The 15,797-nt window shown below is 51.9% G+C and carries 15 protein-coding genes; 4 read left to right on the forward strand and 11 right to left on the reverse strand.

The genetic code is table 11. The annotated features are described in order from the left end of the window. Positions 1-11: 11 nt before the first annotated feature. Positions 12-1,136 carry a glycosyltransferase family 4 protein gene (locus DFP94_RS09585; protein ID WP_114496242.1) on the reverse strand — a complete coding sequence of 375 codons (1,125 nt, stop codon included), beginning with the start codon at positions 1,134-1,136 and terminating at the stop codon, positions 12-14. A gap of 173 nt (positions 1,137-1,309) precedes the next feature. Between DFP94_RS09585 and DFP94_RS09590 the strand changes: the two genes are divergently transcribed. Continuing rightward, positions 1,310-2,716: an RsmB/NOP family class I SAM-dependent RNA methyltransferase gene (locus DFP94_RS09590; protein WP_114496243.1), complete on the forward strand. Its 1,407-nt coding sequence runs from the start codon at positions 1,310-1,312 to the stop codon at positions 2,714-2,716. Positions 2,717-2,850: 134 nt separating this feature from the next. Here DFP94_RS09590 and DFP94_RS09595 read toward each other — a convergent pair whose 3' ends face one another. Next, positions 2,851-4,089 carry a copper amine oxidase N-terminal domain-containing protein gene (locus DFP94_RS09595; protein ID WP_181873084.1) on the reverse strand — a complete coding sequence of 413 codons (1,239 nt, stop codon included), beginning with the start codon at positions 4,087-4,089 and terminating at the stop codon, positions 2,851-2,853. Between the two features lie 244 nt (positions 4,090-4,333). On the opposite strand from DFP94_RS09595, the gene DFP94_RS25705 reads away from it, so the two are divergent. Next, positions 4,334-4,429, forward strand: coding sequence for a YjcZ family sporulation protein (locus DFP94_RS25705; RefSeq protein WP_220270905.1), 96 nt, complete (start codon positions 4,334-4,336; stop codon positions 4,427-4,429). Positions 4,430-4,482: 53 nt separating this feature from the next. Here DFP94_RS25705 and DFP94_RS09600 read toward each other — a convergent pair whose 3' ends face one another. The 6 genes from DFP94_RS09600 to DFP94_RS09625 all read right to left on the reverse strand — a co-directional run bounded on the left by DFP94_RS09600 (position 4,483) and on the right by DFP94_RS09625 (position 10,208). After that, complete coding sequence (locus tag DFP94_RS09600) at positions 4,483-5,295, reverse strand: Cof-type HAD-IIB family hydrolase (RefSeq protein WP_114496245.1); 813 nt, start codon at positions 5,293-5,295, stop codon at positions 4,483-4,485. Positions 5,296-5,314: 19 nt separating this feature from the next. Beyond that, positions 5,315-6,079: a pseudouridine synthase gene (locus tag DFP94_RS09605; protein WP_114496246.1), complete on the reverse strand. Its 765-nt coding sequence runs from the start codon at positions 6,077-6,079 to the stop codon at positions 5,315-5,317. A gap of 3 nt (positions 6,080-6,082) precedes the next feature. Then, on the reverse strand, positions 6,083-7,651 hold the full coding sequence (locus DFP94_RS09610) for an RsmB/NOP family class I SAM-dependent RNA methyltransferase (RefSeq protein WP_114496247.1): 1,569 nt from the start codon (positions 7,649-7,651) through the stop codon (positions 6,083-6,085). A gap of 150 nt (positions 7,652-7,801) precedes the next feature. After that, a complete protein-coding gene (locus DFP94_RS09615) occupies positions 7,802-8,281 on the reverse strand; it encodes a DUF309 domain-containing protein (protein ID WP_114496248.1) in 480 nt (159 codons plus the stop codon). After that, the gene (gene yjbM, locus DFP94_RS09620) at positions 8,271-9,086 is read right to left on the reverse strand and encodes a GTP diphosphokinase (RefSeq protein ID WP_114496249.1); all 816 of its coding nucleotides are present in this window, start codon (positions 9,084-9,086) and stop codon (positions 8,271-8,273) included. Before yjbM ends, DFP94_RS09615 begins: the two co-directional genes overlap by 11 nt. 27 nt (positions 9,087-9,113) lie before the next feature. Next, positions 9,114-10,208 (reverse strand): quinone-dependent dihydroorotate dehydrogenase, encoded by a 1,095-nt coding sequence (locus DFP94_RS09625; protein WP_114496250.1) that lies wholly within the window; start codon positions 10,206-10,208, stop codon positions 9,114-9,116. A 181-nt stretch (positions 10,209-10,389) separates the two neighbouring features. Between DFP94_RS09625 and DFP94_RS25470 the strand changes: the two genes are divergently transcribed. After that, the gene (locus DFP94_RS25470) at positions 10,390-10,527 is read left to right on the forward strand and encodes a hypothetical protein (RefSeq protein WP_181873085.1); all 138 of its coding nucleotides are present in this window, start codon (positions 10,390-10,392) and stop codon (positions 10,525-10,527) included. On the opposite strand, the gene DFP94_RS09630 is transcribed toward DFP94_RS25470, so the two are convergent. The 3 genes from DFP94_RS09630 to DFP94_RS09640 all read right to left on the reverse strand — a co-directional run bounded on the left by DFP94_RS09630 (position 10,524) and on the right by DFP94_RS09640 (position 13,901). Next, on the reverse strand, positions 10,524-11,972 hold the full coding sequence (locus DFP94_RS09630) for a L,D-transpeptidase family protein (RefSeq protein WP_114496251.1): 1,449 nt from the start codon (positions 11,970-11,972) through the stop codon (positions 10,524-10,526). The genes DFP94_RS25470 and DFP94_RS09630 overlap by 4 nt on opposite strands. Positions 11,973-12,245: 273 nt before the next feature. After that, positions 12,246-12,488 carry a ferredoxin gene (locus DFP94_RS09635; RefSeq protein ID WP_114496252.1) on the reverse strand — a complete coding sequence of 81 codons (243 nt, stop codon included), beginning with the start codon at positions 12,486-12,488 and terminating at the stop codon, positions 12,246-12,248. A gap of 120 nt (positions 12,489-12,608) precedes the next feature. Further along, positions 12,609-13,901 carry a DNA polymerase IV gene (locus DFP94_RS09640; RefSeq protein WP_425459250.1) on the reverse strand — a complete coding sequence of 431 codons (1,293 nt, stop codon included), beginning with the start codon at positions 13,899-13,901 and terminating at the stop codon, positions 12,609-12,611. Between the two features lie 253 nt (positions 13,902-14,154). Here DFP94_RS09640 and cimA point away from each other — a divergent pair, with 253 nt between their 5' ends. Continuing rightward, on the forward strand, positions 14,155-15,774 hold the full coding sequence (gene cimA, locus DFP94_RS09645) for a citramalate synthase (protein WP_114496254.1): 1,620 nt from the start codon (positions 14,155-14,157) through the stop codon (positions 15,772-15,774). The last annotated feature ends 23 nt before the right edge of the window (positions 15,775-15,797 follow it).

Genomic DNA, 15,797 nt, shown 5'->3' on the forward strand with positions numbered 1-15,797 from the left:
AATTCACTCTTTCATCGATCAAATTGCAGATACGTTTTTTTCAGTTCGTGAACAACGCGGTTCAGGGAATAATGATTTTTAGCGAAATCCGACCCCGATCTGGCCAACTCATAGCGGTAAGAGGGATCGACGATCACTTTTTCCAGCGCTTCCGCCAGCGAGACGTGATCCTCCGGCGGAACAAGCAGGCCGTTTGATCCGTCGATGATCTGTTCGGCGATTCCTCCGACTTCCGTGCCTACCAGAGCCAAACTGCAAAGCGCGGCCTCGGCAAACACCGAGCCGAACGCCTCCGCTCGGGAAGGAAGCACGAAAATATCAAAGAAAGGCATGAATTCTTCTGGATGTAATGTATAACCGTAAAATATCGTCTCCTCATAAATGCCCAGCCGCTGGGCCAACTCCTCCAGATCCTTTCGGATCGGTCCGTCACCGATGATATGCAGGACGTAGGACAAGCCGCGGGCTTTAAGCTCCGCGCAAGATTTTAGTAAAATGTCGATCCCTTTCGCCGGAACCAGCCGGCATACCGTCACCAATTGGGCTACTTCATTTTCATGCGGTACCGGTTTGAACCGTTTCTCGTCGAAACCGTTGGGGATGACGTCGATATTTTCGGGATGAATCACATGGGGACTTAAATATTCGCGAAAGGATTGCGATACCGTATACATCTTGTCGGTTTTGTGCTCCAGTTCTTTGTACAGGCAAGTAAGGAAACGGTGCTCCGGGCCGTTCTCCGCGATGCGGCCGTTCAAAATCAGTTCCCGCTCATAGCTGGAGTGAATGCTCTGAATCACCGGCGTCTCCGGGAACGCCTCCTTCATCGCGAGGCCCGCGATGGGGTGATGGGCGTGAATCAGATCGAAGGACCGCTGTAGCCGCAGCCTCGTCCACCAGAGATAATCCCGGTACGTTTGCACATATTTTTGCACGATCGGACTGTCTTCGAATTCATGCCAATCGAACGTTTGAAATTCAACGGGCCCGCTCCCCTTGGAACGAATCCGTTTGGGTAAAGAGAACAGCTCCATCTCCCAATGGGGAGGATTGAACCGGTCTTGCAAATACGGGATCATCGACGATACGCCTCCGGGCTGTTCTGGAGGGAAAAACAAGGCTTGCAGCAGCTTCATAAGGGTTCTCCTTTGCTCTTCTCTTTCTAATTTTGCGGATGAACCGCTTGCCTCTCCATTATGCCATAGGCTGGACGGAACATCCATTCCCCTTTTGAGAATAAAAAAGGATATGATAAACTGCGAAAGGGACAACCAGGCCATAGTTATCGTCCAAAAAGGAGCAACCATTCATGACCAAACCATCTTTGCCAGAACATTTTCGCGGCACGATCACCGCCATGCTGGGCGAAGCCGAAGGAGCGCAATTTCTTCGCAGCTATGAACAGCCGCGGACTTACGGATTGCGTCTCAACACGTTGAAAATCAGCCCGGATTCCACTGCATCGAGCGTTATTTCTGAGTTGTTCGGGCTCCGCTCTGTTCCGTGGTGCGGTTCGGGCTTCTATTATGACGACAAGAAACGTCCGGGCAAACATCCTTTCCATGCCGCCGGACTATATTATATTCAAGAACCCTCGGCCATGTCGGCCGTCGAGCTGCTAAATCCGCAGCCCGGAGAGACCGTGCTGGATCTGGCGGCAGCCCCGGGCGGGAAAACGACGCAGATCGCCGCTAAAATGTGCGGCGAGGGTCTGCTCATCAGCAATGAAATCCATCCGCAGCGCGCACGGATTCTTGCCGAAAATGTGGAACGCCTCGGAATTGCCAATGCCGTGGTTACCCAGGCCACTCCGCCAGAGTTATCCGCCCGGTTTCCGCTGACGTTCGACAAGATCATGCTCGATGCCCCTTGCTCAGGCGAAGGCATGTTCCGCAAAGACCATGACGCCGTTTCGGAATGGTCGCCGGAGGCGGTGGAACTGTGCGCCGCACGGCAGTGGGACATTCTTCAGGATGCAGTCGCCATGCTAAAGCCGGGCGGACGGCTAGCCTACTCCACCTGTACGTTCAACCGTCGCGAAAACGAAGATACAATCAGAAGGCTTCTTGCGGAATATCCTTGCCTGAGGCTCATAGACGAAAAACGGGTTTGGCCGCATTTGCAGGAGGGCGAAGGCCATTATGTTGCCCTGCTGGAGCGCGAACCCGCTGAAGGCGCCGCAAACGAGGCGGACGGAAAGCGGCAGCGGCCTGGACGCCAAGGCGGACGCGGGGGCAAAGACAGCTCCGCCGCGCGCGATATCGCAGCTGCCTTCGCGGCGTTCCGCGAGTTTGCGGCGGAGGCGCTGCCCGGCTTCCAAAGAGAAGGCGAGCCGATTCTGTTCGGCGAAGCGCTGTATCTTCTGCCGCGCAGCGAGGGGCTGGTCCTGACTGCGGATCACCTGTCCGGGCTAAAGATCCCCCGGGCCGGCCTTCAACTTGGCGAATACCGCAAAGGCCGGTTTGAGCCCGCCCATGCGCTGGCCATGGCTGTGAAGGCCTGGCAGGCTGCCCGCGTCTGGACCTTGAACGACGCAGACTCCCCGGCCGTCAAAGCTTATCTGCACGGGGAAGCCCTTCCCGTGCCGGACAGCCTGCGCGGCTGGTGCCTCGTCGCCTTCGTCTGCGGCGGAGAAGGCTTTCCGCTCGGCTGGGGCAAGGCCAGTGGCGGGCAGCTCAAAAATCACTTGCCCAAAGGTCTAAGGCAACCCGGATAAAGCCGGTTTTCGCCAGGACCAGGACCATCCTGCCCTGCTGTTTGTCTAGGCGGCCTAATAAAAACAGGGGCGTAAGCACACCGTCGTGCTTACGCCCCTTCCTATAACCTTACGATATTCAAACTCGCCCTGCTTTAGCGCTCCATGACTCCCGTTTCCCCGGTTTTCAGGTTGTACGAAAACAATTGGACTTCCTGTTTGCTGTCAAAGGGGCTAACGTAGCTGAATCCAAGCAGACCTGTAGCCGTATCCAAACCCAGGAACTTCAGTTCATCGCCACGATAAGGGACATCGTTACCCTGGGCATACTCCAGATCGTCACCGGTCAGCAGCTTTTCAGCCAGTTCCACCGAGGAATTGTCCTTCAGATTAATCACCGTCAGGAGTCCCGTCCCGTTCGGCCGGACGACGATATAATCTTTGCCGGCCCCCAGTACTGCATAGGTCTCGTCTTTGCCGGCCAATTCAGGCAGGTTGTAAGTCTCTACCTCGTTCCCCTCGGTATCATAAACGCTCAGCGTTTGTCCGTCCGTCAACAAGGAACGCTCGACGTACCGGTTGCTGCTTGCTTCCAGATATTGATAATAAATTGCGTTTTCCTCGTAACGCTGGGAATAGCTCGCCTTTTTCTGGGCGACGATTTTATTGTCGTGGACGAGAATCCCGTAGACTCCGTAATGGATATGCGGTTCCCCGTAATTATCCAAAATCCCCAAGATCATGCTTCCCGAACTTGTAATGAATGAATTGATCGATACATATTCCTGAAAATCTGCATTAACCTTCCCTGCTAAAACCGGAGATTGCTCGTAAGGATGGGCGATATACAATTCACCCGTCGAGCGGTTCACCCAAGCGGTGGTGTTGACCCCGCCTCCCTTGACGAAATTATCCGAATGGGTAATGCTCACCGTTTGAGTCTTGGCATTCCATTTTACTTTCGCACCGGTCGCTTCCGACAAAAAACGCAAAGGAACATAAATCCGCCCTTTGATCATCTCCGGAGTCGCCGCCAAGCTTTGGTCCTTGCCATTTATGGTCGCTTTTCCCGAGCCGTAATGGAGCGCGACCGTAAGTTCCGGATAAGTCATCGTCACTGTTTTGGAAGAGGAACTCCAGAATACGACGGTCCCGAGCAGTTCGCCAATATCCCGCAACGGCAAAAATACGGTACCGTTCTTGACGTAGGGTGCGGACTGCGGCTGGAATTCATTTCCATTCATGGTGACCTTAATTTCGCTTGATGACTGAGCCGGTTTGACGCTCCCAGCTGCTATGGCAGACGAGGACGAAAGTGATCCGGCTGTGATTGCCGTTAAAACGGCGATGGAAACGACAATACATAAACGCGATAATCGTGATTTACATATCATGACTATGACCTCCAGCATAATTATAGACATCGAATTTAAAAGCACTTTATTAAGACGTTATAAACCGTTTGAAAGTTTCATGAAACCCGGCTCCCGACAAAATTATCAAGCCTGAAGACGCAGGGCTTTTTCCTAAATCATCACGCGGAAGGGCCGGTGACCATACCGTTTTCCCCCCTGTGCATACAATACGGTATCCCGCTAACATCCGGGATCTTGATCCGTAAATGAGGGAGGAATAACCATGGGTGAAATTCATGGCGGTGGCTTCACTTCGACAGGGGCAATTCTGGTGCTTTTCATTTTGCTAGTTATCGTATCCCGTGCCTGGGTCCTGTAACAAAAGGGACGAAAAAACCGCCGGAGTTCAATCTCCGGCGGTTTTTTAAACATTTATTTTACCGACTGGCCGAGGCAATATTTTTCCAGTGCCAATTTAACGCCCTCTTCGTTGTTGGATGCCGTGATGTCATTGGAGGCCGCTTTGACTTCCACCGGCGAGTTCTCCATAGCTACCCCGAGCCCGGCAAAAGTCAACATCGTCAAATCGTTGTAATAATTGCCGATCGCCATGACTTCTTCCGCCGGAATCCCCCGCTTTTCGGCGAGCTTTTTCAGTGCGGCTCCTTTCGAAGCTTCTTTATGCATAATATCGATAAAAAAGTCGCCGCTCCGCAACACATTGAACTCCTGCGGCCAAAGATTCCAGTCCGAATGAATGGCATCCAGCTCCTTCATCTCGGCCGTGATCGTCATTTTTACGATCGGCTCGCTAAAGTCTGCCCAATTCGGGAGATCCTTCGGCTCCATCATATACAAATGGTACATATCCAACGCTTCCTTGCTGAGACCGGACGCTCCCGGCACATACAAGTCGAACGTCGTATTTATATCGTAATGCACGCCTTTCTCCACGCAATAATCGATATAACGGTCCAGTCCTTGTGGTTCCAGTGCGAATTCGTGGACGATCTCCTCGGTCTGCACATTCACCGTTGCCGCACCATTATGCGTAATGACGTATCCGTTCAAACCCATTTCCCGCATAAAAGGAATCGAATTGACGGGGGCCCGACCGGTACATAGTACGAATTCCGTCCCTTGCTCCGCAATCCTTCTAATCGTTTCAGCCGTCCCCGGCGTAAGTACATGATCGTCATTCAGCAGAGTTCCGTCGACATCCAGGGCAATCAATTTGTAGTTCATCTCATAACTCCTTTGAAAATCACTTATTATTATTTTTACAGGAACGCAACGACTCAAGTTCAGGCGGGGTCAATTCGCGAAAAGAACCCATCGGCAGCTCTTTATCCAGCAGAAGCGGCCCCATCGAAATACGCTTCAAGTAAGTTACCTTGGAGCCTACGGCTTCAAGCATCCGTTTGACCTGATGGAATTTCCCTTCCGAGATGGTCAAAGAAATGACCGTTTTCACGCTGCCATCCTCATAAGTTCCCTGCTCCAGCACCTCCATCCGGGCCGGCAGGGTGACATAACCGTCATCCAGCTCGACCCCTTGGGCGAACAAGGAAGCTTCCCGCTCTCCGATCTCGCCGACGCAATCGGCTACATATGTTTTCGGTACATGCTTCCTGGGAGAAAGCAGATCATGAGCCAGTTGCCCGTCATTCGTCAACAGCAGCAGCCCTTCCGTGTCTTTATCCAGGCGCCCGACGGGGAACGGCGAAAAAACACGAAATTCTATGGGAAGCAAATCAATCACCGTTCGCTCGCGCAGATCTTCGGTCGCCGAGATGACGCCCGGCGGCTTGTGCAGCATGATGTAGACAAACTCCCGGTAGAACACTTGCTCACCGTCAACCTCGATCATATCAGCATTCGGATTGCTTTGAACCCCGCTGTCCTTGATCGTAGATCCGTTTAGTGCAATCCTCCCCTGTTTTACCATTTTTTTTATATCCGAACGGGATCCGTATCCCAGATTGCCTAGTATTTTATCAATGCGTTGCGTCTTCTTTCCTTCACTCATCCGCTATGTCCACCTCCAACCGGCAGGATATTCATTTTTGAGCAGGCCGTCCTGCCATTTGCCCCACCCAAGGGAATAACCGTCAACCGTAATAAGCACATACCCCTTAGGCTTAGTATTCGGAGTACTGGAAATCCGCGATTCCGGAATCTCCAACGTCTCCCCCTTTAAATATCGCACGGCTTCCCCGTCCGCAAGGGACAGGTCCAGAACTTTCCTTGCCTCTGAAGGATGTATGGCTGCAGCTAGCGGATGGCCGGGCTGGAACCGTCCGTTCTTTACCGTGCCTACATACCAGCCCGGACGCACGGTTTTCAGGCCATGCAGCTGCTGCTTGTTCAGCGGAGACACATAGATATGACCGCCAAACAGGAGAGTCTCTCCTTCGGGCACAGAGCATAGCTGCTCCGCTGCAAATGTATGCCAGCCCTCCAGCATCACGCGCTCGTCCGGTTCTTTTTTGCCGGCGTTCCTTGCATTAACGGCCTTCTCCTGCTTGCGCGATTTCCCGGCCCGGCCATCTAAGCGCCGATCCCGCCGATCCCTCCGTTCCTCGGCAGTGACCGTCTGCTCAGGTTGCTCGATAGAGCCTTTATGTTGCAACACGGCGAGGAAGTGTCCTTCCCCCTCCACCTTATGCGGCCACAATCTTCCGCAGCCGGCGGTTTGCGCTATCGCCTCTTCCGATATCTCCAGCAACGGGGACCCCTGGCCGTCAAGGGTCAATCCGTTTCCCCCTTCCGCCAGCATGGCAAGCCATTCCGGACGCCCCGGAGAAAACCCGGATTGCTCCGGTAAGGGAATCACCTCGAATTCGGGATGATGTTCAAGAAATTCGGCAATGCTCGCCTCATTTTCCTCCGGGGCGAACGTACAAGTGGAATAAACGATTCTGCCTCCCGGCGATAATAGTGACGCCGCCGATTTTAAAATATCACGCTGCATCAAAGTGCATTTCGCAACCGAATGCCGTTCCCACTGCCGGGCCATATCTTCATCCTTACGGAACATGCCTTCACCGGAACATGGCGCATCGATGAGGATTTTATCAAAAAAACGGGGAAATGCCTCCGCTATTCTTTCCGGCGTTTCATTGAGCACCACGGCATTGCGTATTCCATACAACTCCATGTTTTTAGCCAGCGCCTTCGTCCGATCCGCACTGATATCATTCGTGACCAGCAGCCCCCGTCCTCTCAGCTTGGCCGCAATCTGCGTGGATTTACCGCCTGGAGCTGCGCACAGGTCAAGTACCCGATCCCCGGGTTCCACATTCAGCGCTTCGGCGGGAGCCATGGCGCTCGGCTCCTGAATATAATAAAGACCGGCATGATAATACGGGTGCTTGCCCGGTTTCAGCCCTTCATCCACATAAAAACCTGTGGCGCACCAAGGGATCGGTCTCAGTTGAAACGGTGAAATCGCCCGGAAATCATCCTCGCTGATTTTCAGCGTATTTACCCGGATGCCCGCATACCTCGGCTTGTCGTATGAAGACAAAAACTGACTATATTCATCCCTTAGCAGGGTTTTCATTCGATTCAAAAAAGCAAGTGGTAATTGTACCGCCATAATCTACCTTCCATTCTGCAGGACTGGTGCCTTTTTCCGGCAAACCTATTGTAACATAAGACTTCCGGTACCAATAATCCAATCGTCTTACAGCAAAATGCAGCCGCTCCTACCGGGGAGCAAGCTGCATCATCATATACGTGGCGGGCTTCATTCCCGTCTTTTATCGGCTTTGGCTTCCCGCGCCTCATGCTTCGCCCCGCGACGCGGCCCGCGCTGCTGGGGAATATTCGGGACGATATCCGGGGAACTTTTCTCGACGGCCGAGATAAGCTCGGGATCGATCAGTTCAATGTTTAAATCGTAATACCCAAACGGCTCCTGTTCAAAATTCTCAAGCCTGTTTGCATATGCGGAAGTCTCGTGGCGAAGACGCTCCAGATCGATTCCAAGACTGTCCGGGGGATAAGCCGCAAGTTTATCTCCGGCGGAAGCCAGCATTTTTCTTCCCCCGGTGACGTTCCCGTTACGGAAATGGTACAATCCCACGGCCACCTGCAGCAAGCCTTTATATAAGGGGGATCTGCCTTGCTTAAGCCACAATTCCTCCAGCACTTCATGACATTCGAAATAGTCCCGGTCCCGGTTAAAATAGATCAAATACGCCACATACAGCGGCTCATAACTCATCCCCTGGCTCCTCCACTTTTTTGGAGGCTTTGATCAGCCCTTTGACCCCGACCAGCAGATCTTTCATTCCTTCCATATCCCGGGCCTCCCACAGACGGTTAAACCGTTCCTGCGCATCGATCGCCTCGGAAACGAGATGATAGAAATATAACTGATGGATGGCCGCAAGCAAGAGCGACACAATGTTGGAGTCGTCTTCAAAGCTCTTTTGCGCAATCAGAATCTCTTGGCGGATACTGGACATTTCATTATCAAGCACGTTGGCCGCTTCGGCTGCTTTTTTCAACCGTTTCCGCATCTCGTCGGGCAGGCTCTCTTTATACTTATAATTCAGGGAGTGCTCGATCGTTGCCCAGAAATTCATGGCAAGCGTCCGGATCTGAATTTCGGCGAGTACGTTTTTTTGACCCAGCGCCGTTTGCACCGGGTATTCCACGATCATATGGAAGCTGCGGTAGCCGCTTTCCTTGTAGTTCGTAATGTAATCTTTCTCGAATAACACGCTCAAATCCTTGCGCATCCGGATATATTGCGCCACGCGGCGGATATCTTCCACAAACTGGCACATGATGCGAATGCCTGCAATATCCTCGATTCCCGTTTCCAGATCATCCATGGAGACGTCCAGTCTCTTGGCTTTATCGAGAATGCTGGAAATTTTCTTGACCCTGCCAGTCACGAATTCAATCGGAGCGTATTCCTCACGCTTCTTTAACTCGGACCGCATTGTTTTGAATTTAACCTTTAATTCCTCAACCGTTTGTTCATACGGAAGCAAAAAAGTACTCCAATCCCTACTGTCCATGCGTGTGCCTCCTGTCTTCTCTAGCCGCTAACGATGGTCGGCCCCGACCGCCTCGGAAATATGGGCGAAGCCATCCCGTTTCAGTAGTTCCCGCAATCCGCGATGGAGCTTGCGGTTAATTTCCGGGCCTTCGTAAATCAAGGCCGTATATATCTCGACCAGGCTGGCACCGGCGGTAATCTTCTCATAGGCGTCGGCAGCACTAAAAATGCCGCCCGAACCGATAATGGGCAGCTTTCCACCGGTTTGCCGGTAAACCCGCGAAATGATGTCCGTCGACCTTTCGCGCAGCGGCTTGCCGCTGAGGCCTCCGGTTTCTTTGGCGTTAGCGTGGGTCAGCCCGTCACGGGATATCGTTGTGTTGGTCGCGATCAGGCCGGATACGCCGCTCTTTTGAATCGTATCGACCATATATTCCAGCTCATCAAAGCTGACATCGGGTGCGATCTTAACAAGCACCGCTTTGTCCGCTCCGTGGCGCTTGGCCTGGACCGCCATCTCTTCCTTTACCGCATCCAGAAGTACTGACAACTCATTCCCATGCTGCAAATTACGCAAATCCGGAGTATTCGGTGAACTGATATTCACGACAAAAAAATCAGCGTACGGATACAGCACGGATATACATTTCTTATAATCCAAATGGGCGTCTTCATTGGAAGTTTCCTTATTTTTTCCAATATTGACCGCGACTGGAATCGGACGGGCCTTCAATGCCGCCAGCCGCTCAGCCATCTGCTCGGCACCGTGATTGTTAAACCCCATGCGGTTGATCAAAGCCTCTTCCGGCGGAAGCCGGAACAACCTCGGCAATTCGTTGCCGGGCTGGGCTTTGGGCGTAACGGTGCCCACTTCCATAAACCCGAATCCGATGGCGGAGAAACCTTCTACCGCTTCGGCATTTTTATCAAGTCCAGCCGCAAGTCCTACCGGGGAAGGAAAATGAACGCCGAATAAATCCGTGGACAATTCCTGCGCCTGTGAAGTTCCATACATGCCGCGCATCAGCGAAACCATGCCCGGAACCTTTGCCGCTGTATGTAGACCGCCGATCACAAGATGATGGGCTTTTTCCGGATCCAATTTAAAAAATACGGGTTTCCCCAAATGGCGATACAACACTGGTTACTTCACTCCGTTCGTCTCTGTGCTCACATAAAACTTCATATCCAGTTTAGCGGTTTCCGGCACAAAAGAAAAGTTTATCTGTGCAGGAAATGCGTGATCGGGGATATAGTATTTTCTTATGAAAGCCATTACAATGGAGGAGTATACTCCTGTTATGAAGGAAGGGGAATAACCGATGTCAACAAAACGAAAACCGCCAACACTACAGCAAAAAAGGGATGAAGTCAACAAAAAAGCACTTATATGGACAGGCTCGGTCGTGGCCGCTCTAATTATCATAGTTGCCGCCGTGATCGTAATTACGCAAATTTAATCCAGCCAATGATATGTACGGTGGGGATTGGTCTGATCCTGACGGTCACCCAAAGCAAAACGCTTTTCGGGAACCGATTCCAGCTTCGGAAGAATCCCCTTTCCAATCGTTACTTTTGTTCCTTTCGGAACCAAATCAAACAGTTCCTCCACATCCTGCTTGGACATCCTGACACAGCCCAGCGATTGATCCTTGCCGATACTCTCCGGTTCATTCGTCCCGTGAATCGCATAATTCGTGTCCGAGAGCTGCATGCCTCGGCTGCCGAATTCTCCATCATCCCTTCCGTTCGGATTCACAACTTTATCCGTAATCCGATACGTCCCTTCCGGAGTTTTTTCTCCGCCTAGACCGACCTTATAAATTCTTACTATGATGTTTCCGCTTACGACCGCAAGCGTATGATTCTTTGTATCCACAATTACTTCCAGCGGCTTGTCAAAAAAAGGATCCACCCCGGGAAGAAATGCAGCGTTATTGTCATCTTCCTGAGCGGCTTGCGCTTCACCCGCATTTACAGTTACGCCCTTAGGTTGCTTCAGCTTCTCCAGCATCGGTTTGAATGCTTCCTTCATGACCGGATTACTGCCCGCGATCCAATTATCGGGAAACGATCCCGTCAAATCCTTCAAAGCTGCCGGCCATTGGCCCTTCTGGAGCTTATATTGCTTCATCGCCGAAGAGAGCAGGGCCAATGACTCCTGACGCGCGGTCCACTCTCCTGCGCCCTGCTGCAGCTCCGACACATCGGGCGGAGTACAGTCGCAAGCTTTGGCGTCGTAGGATTGGAACGCCGCCGCCCCCGTTTCCGGGCTTTGTTTTACCCCGAAAACGACCGGCATATCATCCGACCAGACCGCCCACTTTCCGGAACGTTTCATCCCAAGTACGGCGGTTTCCAAAGCAACGCGATCCTTCCCTTCGTCAAAAAGGCTGCCCAGCGCCTTCTGCCTGTCCGTAGCATCGCCGAAATACGGTTTTGCCGTATAAGCCAACTTGACAACCGGCGGCTTGTCCTGTATTCCTTCAGACTGCTCCAAGGGTTTGGCGGCGTCCTGAATAACCGGATTTTCAATTCCGGATCCGGGTTCATCCTTCACATTGTCTCCGGCAGCGCTCGCAGGCATCCCGTTTCCGGGAGCATGCGCGGACGGCAACCAAATTACCAAAAGCAGCATAGCAGCGATCCCCGCCTTACGCAGGTTTCTATGCCGCTTTTCCTTGCGTCTGGATTCCAGCAGCAGGTTTTCCTGATATTCCTTCCACAGATCGGCAGGCATCTTGCTCGATTCAAAGGCCTCAAAAACGCTTCCCGCCTGAATGTAGCAATAGTGCGCTTTGCCTTCCTGCCCGTTTGCTTCATATTCTTTGCCCAGCAAATACCAGGCCATTTTATTTTTCGGATGGTTTTCCACGTATTTCTTGAGGTAAGCCGAGTTACTCATCGAAATCCTCCACATGGACAAATTAGCATTCTGCTACTAATTATATCGGTAAACAAAACCCGGTTGCTAAGAATCATGAGCCGGCGATTTAAAATCACTACTTAGGACCTAAAGAGGCAGGGAACGCTTCTATGACCGCTCCCTCTTACCACCGAAATAATTATAGAACGTAAGTTCCTATTTTTCAATAAATGATTTACTACAGAGATGAAAAAAACACCCCCCGTTATCAAACGGGAGGTGTTTTGAGCAATCATGTCTGCCGATGTCGGACTAGCCCTCTTTATTAAAAGGAGCATCCGCAATCTTGATGGAATCCGTCGGGCATCCATCACAAGCGTCCTGAAGATCATCGAACATATCTTCCGGGATTTCGGTTACGCCACGGTTGGCGTCACTGTTATAGATTACTTCGGCCAAGCCCTCATCATCGTAATCGTAAATATCCGGTGCCGTTGCGCCGCAAGCGCCGCAAGCGATGCAAGTGTCTTTTTCAACCCAAGTATATTTAGCCATCTTTTCTGCCTCCTGAATAAACGGTACAAGTCCGGTGCTAAGTTTAGTTTGTCACCAAGTTCAATATAATATAAAGTGAAGTCAATTTCAATTCAATTTCCGTATTATACCCATCGAAAATCAGGATTCATCCTCTGATTTCCGCAAGAAATCGGTCTGTAGGGAAGTCCCGCGAATTTTGTGATTCCGAATCAGCGCCGAAGGATCATCGGTCAGCATACCCGCCGTCAAAACCGCATTTTCGCCAAATTTATCCCGCAGCAAATCCATGGTTTTGGTCAAAGATTCCTTCCGGGGTTGCTGCTCATAATCAAACAGATCCAGCTGCAAAGCGGACTCCTCTTTCGTCACCAGATTTTGCAGCGTAATGCCAAGCAGACGGACCGGTTTGTCTTCGCTCCAATGCTTTCGATACAATTCGCACGCTTCCCGGTACACGTCTTCCGCCCGGTCGATGACCGTCTCCAGGCTTTGCGATCGGGTTATCGTTTTCATATCCGGCGTACGAATTGTAATTTGCACCGTTTGCGCTACCAACTTTTGACGCCGCAGCCGCCTTGTAACCTGATCGGCCAAATTCAGGAATACCCGCTGAACCTCTTCCATCCGGCTAATATCCCGCGGCAAAGTCGTAGTGTGGCCGACAGACTTGTTCTTCTCCTGATCATCGCGGACAGGTGAGTCATCCAGCCCGTGTGCGGCCTGCTTCATCCAGTGACCCGCCACGCCAAATTTCTCGGACAAAAGCAGTTCGTCCGCCGCCGCCAGTTGTCCGATCGTGTATATTCTCATCTTCTTCAGTTTATCCGCCGTTTTGTGACCGATCCCGAACAGTTCATTGCACGGCTTATCCCACAGCAGCGCGGGAACGTCCCGAATTCGCAGCACCGTAATTCCGTTCGGCTTCTTCATATCGGAAGCCATTTTCGCCAGCAGCTTGTTCGGTGCAACCCCGATGGAGCAAGGAAGCCCAAGTTCATCGGAAATCCTGGATTGAATTTCGTGAGCGATGTCCAGCGGAGTTCCGAATTGCTTCGAACCGGTGATATCGAGATAGCATTCATCGATTGAAACCGCCTGGAGCAGTGGCGTATAACCGTAAGCAATATCCATAAACGCTCTGGAATAGTTCCGGTACAAGTGGAAGTCCGGTTTGATCACGATCAGCTCGGGACATTTTTTCAGTCCCTGGCTAACGGTCATTCCGGTGGATATCCCCCGTTTCCGGGCCGCATAGGAACAAGTAACGATCACGCCCTTTCGCAGTTCAACGCTTCCCGCTACCGCCGTGGGCTGGTTCCGGTACTTCTCAGGCTCCTCCGCTTCGTGAACTGAGCAGTAAAATGCGTTCATATCGACATGCAGCACGACCCGGCCGCGGGCGGGATAGTATTCATCGATATTGCCTGACACGTTCAAGACCTTCCCCTCATTAATCATTCTTCATCCAGCATACCCCTTCTCCCGAGTACCGGTCAACATTGCGACAGGTCTTTCGGGACCGGGGTTTCATCAAGCATAGCTTGCCGTTTCCAGTGCAGATAACCAGTCCTTTTTGAACTCCACTAAAAACCGTGTTACATTTAAAAAAACAAATGTTATAATTAGAAATTATACCAAATCGGAGCTTGTTTCTGAGGACATCTATAAGGGGGAGACATCCATCATGTCAAAGGCTTTATCCATCTTCGACACTACATTAAGAGACGGCACGCAGGGTGAAGGCATTAGCCTGTCCGCAGACGATAAGTTGAAGATAGCAAAAAAGCTGGATCAGCTGGGTGTCCATTACATTGAAGGCGGCATCCCGGGAAGCAACAGCAAAGATATCGAGTTTTTCAAACGCGTGCAAGATTTTGGCCTGTCCGCCAAAATTACCGCTTTCGGCAGTACGCGGCGCAAAGATAGCATAGCGGAACATGACGCCAATTTGAAGCGCGTGATCGAATCCGGCGTTCAGGTGGCGACACTTGTCGGGAAATCATGGGATTTCCACGTTTACACCGCCCTGCAAACTACGCTGGACGAAAACCTTGCGATGATCTACGATTCCATCGCTTATTTGAAGCGTCAGGGATTGGAAGTTATTTTCGATGCCGAACATTTCTTCGACGGCTACAAGAACAACCCGGAATACGCACTCGCGGTCATGCACAAAGCGGAAGAAGCAGGCGCTGATGTGCTGACGATGTGCGACACAAACGGCGGCACCATGCCGCATGAAGTACATGATATTGTCAGCGTACTTGCCGGCCGGGTAACCACCTCTCGCCTGGGCATTCATACGCACAACGACTGCGAGCTTGCGGTAGCCAACTCCCTCAGCGCCGTTCGTGCCGGAGCGGAGCAAATTCAAGGGACGATGAACGGGTACGGCGAACGCTGCGGCAACGCCAATCTGTGCTCCATCATCCCGAATCTCCAACTCAAGCTCGGGTACGAAGTGCTGGAGCCCGAACGATTGATGCAGTTGACCAATACGGCCCGCTACGTAAGCGAGATCGCCAATGTGTATATGCCGATCAATCAGCCTTATGTCGGAACATCCGCTTTTGCGCATAAAGGCGGCATTCACGTCTCGGCCATTCTGCGCGACTCGCGCACATACGAGCACATCACACCGGAAACGGTAGGCAACCGCCAGCGGGTGCTGGTCTCCGAACTCGCCGGACAGAGCAACATCCTGTCCAAAGCGCAGGAACTGGGAATTCCGTTCGATCCGGAGAACGAAGATACACGCGAAGTCATATCGAAAATCAAAGACCTGGAGCACCAGGGCTACCAATTCGAAGGCGCGGACGCTTCGCTGGAACTGCTCCTGCGGGAAGCCAACGGCGATCTGAAAGAATTGTTCGTGTTCGAATCGTTCAAGATGCTGGTCGAGAAATCCGCCGGTAAACCGGTTATTTCCGAAGCCTTCGTCAAGCTGAATATAGACGGAACAAGCATATATACAGCCGCCGAAGGAAATGGACCGGTCAATGCGCTTGACAATGCGCTGCGCAAGGCGCTTATCACTTATTACCCCGGCCTGCAGGAAATACACTTGTCCGACTATAAAGTCCGCGTACTTGATGACAAGGATGCGACAGCTTCCAAAGTTCGGGTGCTTATCGAATCCCGGAATTATGAAAATTCCTGGAGCACTGTCGGCGTTTCCGGCAATGTCATCGAGGCGAGTTGGGAAGCGCTCGTAGACAGCCTTCGTTACGCCCTGATCGGGCAAACGAAACGCGAGGACTACACCGAAATTCCGTCGGCTGCAAGAGGTTTGGTCAATCATTAACTCATAAAAAAAACGTCAGAGGA

Source organism: Fontibacillus phaseoli, assembly GCF_003337355.1.
Lineage (GTDB): Bacteria > Bacillota > Bacilli > Paenibacillales > Paenibacillaceae > Fontibacillus > Fontibacillus phaseoli.

Excerpts from the sequence above, each read along its gene's own strand:
- DFP94_RS09585 (WP_114496242.1), bottom strand. The coding sequence starts at position 1,136 with ATGAAGCTGCTGCAAGCCTTGTTTTTCCCTCCAGAACAGCCCGGAGGC.
- DFP94_RS09590 (WP_114496243.1), top strand. The coding sequence starts at position 1,310 with ATGACCAAACCATCTTTGCCAGAACATTTTCGCGGCACGATCACCGCC.
- DFP94_RS09595 (WP_181873084.1), bottom strand. The coding sequence starts at position 4,089 with ATGATATGTAAATCACGATTATCGCGTTTATGTATTGTCGTTTCCATC.
- DFP94_RS25705 (WP_220270905.1), top strand. The coding sequence starts at position 4,334 with ATGGGTGAAATTCATGGCGGTGGCTTCACTTCGACAGGGGCAATTCTG.
- DFP94_RS09600 (WP_114496245.1), bottom strand. The coding sequence starts at position 5,295 with ATGAACTACAAATTGATTGCCCTGGATGTCGACGGAACTCTGCTGAAT.
- DFP94_RS09605 (WP_114496246.1), bottom strand. The coding sequence starts at position 6,079 with ATGAGTGAAGGAAAGAAGACGCAACGCATTGATAAAATACTAGGCAAT.
- DFP94_RS09610 (WP_114496247.1), bottom strand. The coding sequence starts at position 7,651 with ATGGCGGTACAATTACCACTTGCTTTTTTGAATCGAATGAAAACCCTG.
- DFP94_RS09615 (WP_114496248.1), bottom strand. The coding sequence starts at position 8,281 with ATGAGTTATGAGCCGCTGTATGTGGCGTATTTGATCTATTTTAACCGG.
- yjbM (WP_114496249.1), bottom strand. The coding sequence starts at position 9,086 with ATGGACAGTAGGGATTGGAGTACTTTTTTGCTTCCGTATGAACAAACG.
- DFP94_RS25470 (WP_181873085.1), top strand. The coding sequence starts at position 10,390 with ATGTCAACAAAACGAAAACCGCCAACACTACAGCAAAAAAGGGATGAA.
- DFP94_RS09630 (WP_114496251.1), bottom strand. The coding sequence starts at position 11,972 with ATGAGTAACTCGGCTTACCTCAAGAAATACGTGGAAAACCATCCGAAA.
- DFP94_RS09635 (WP_114496252.1), bottom strand. The coding sequence starts at position 12,488 with ATGGCTAAATATACTTGGGTTGAAAAAGACACTTGCATCGCTTGCGGC.
- cimA (WP_114496254.1), top strand. The coding sequence starts at position 14,155 with ATGTCAAAGGCTTTATCCATCTTCGACACTACATTAAGAGACGGCACG.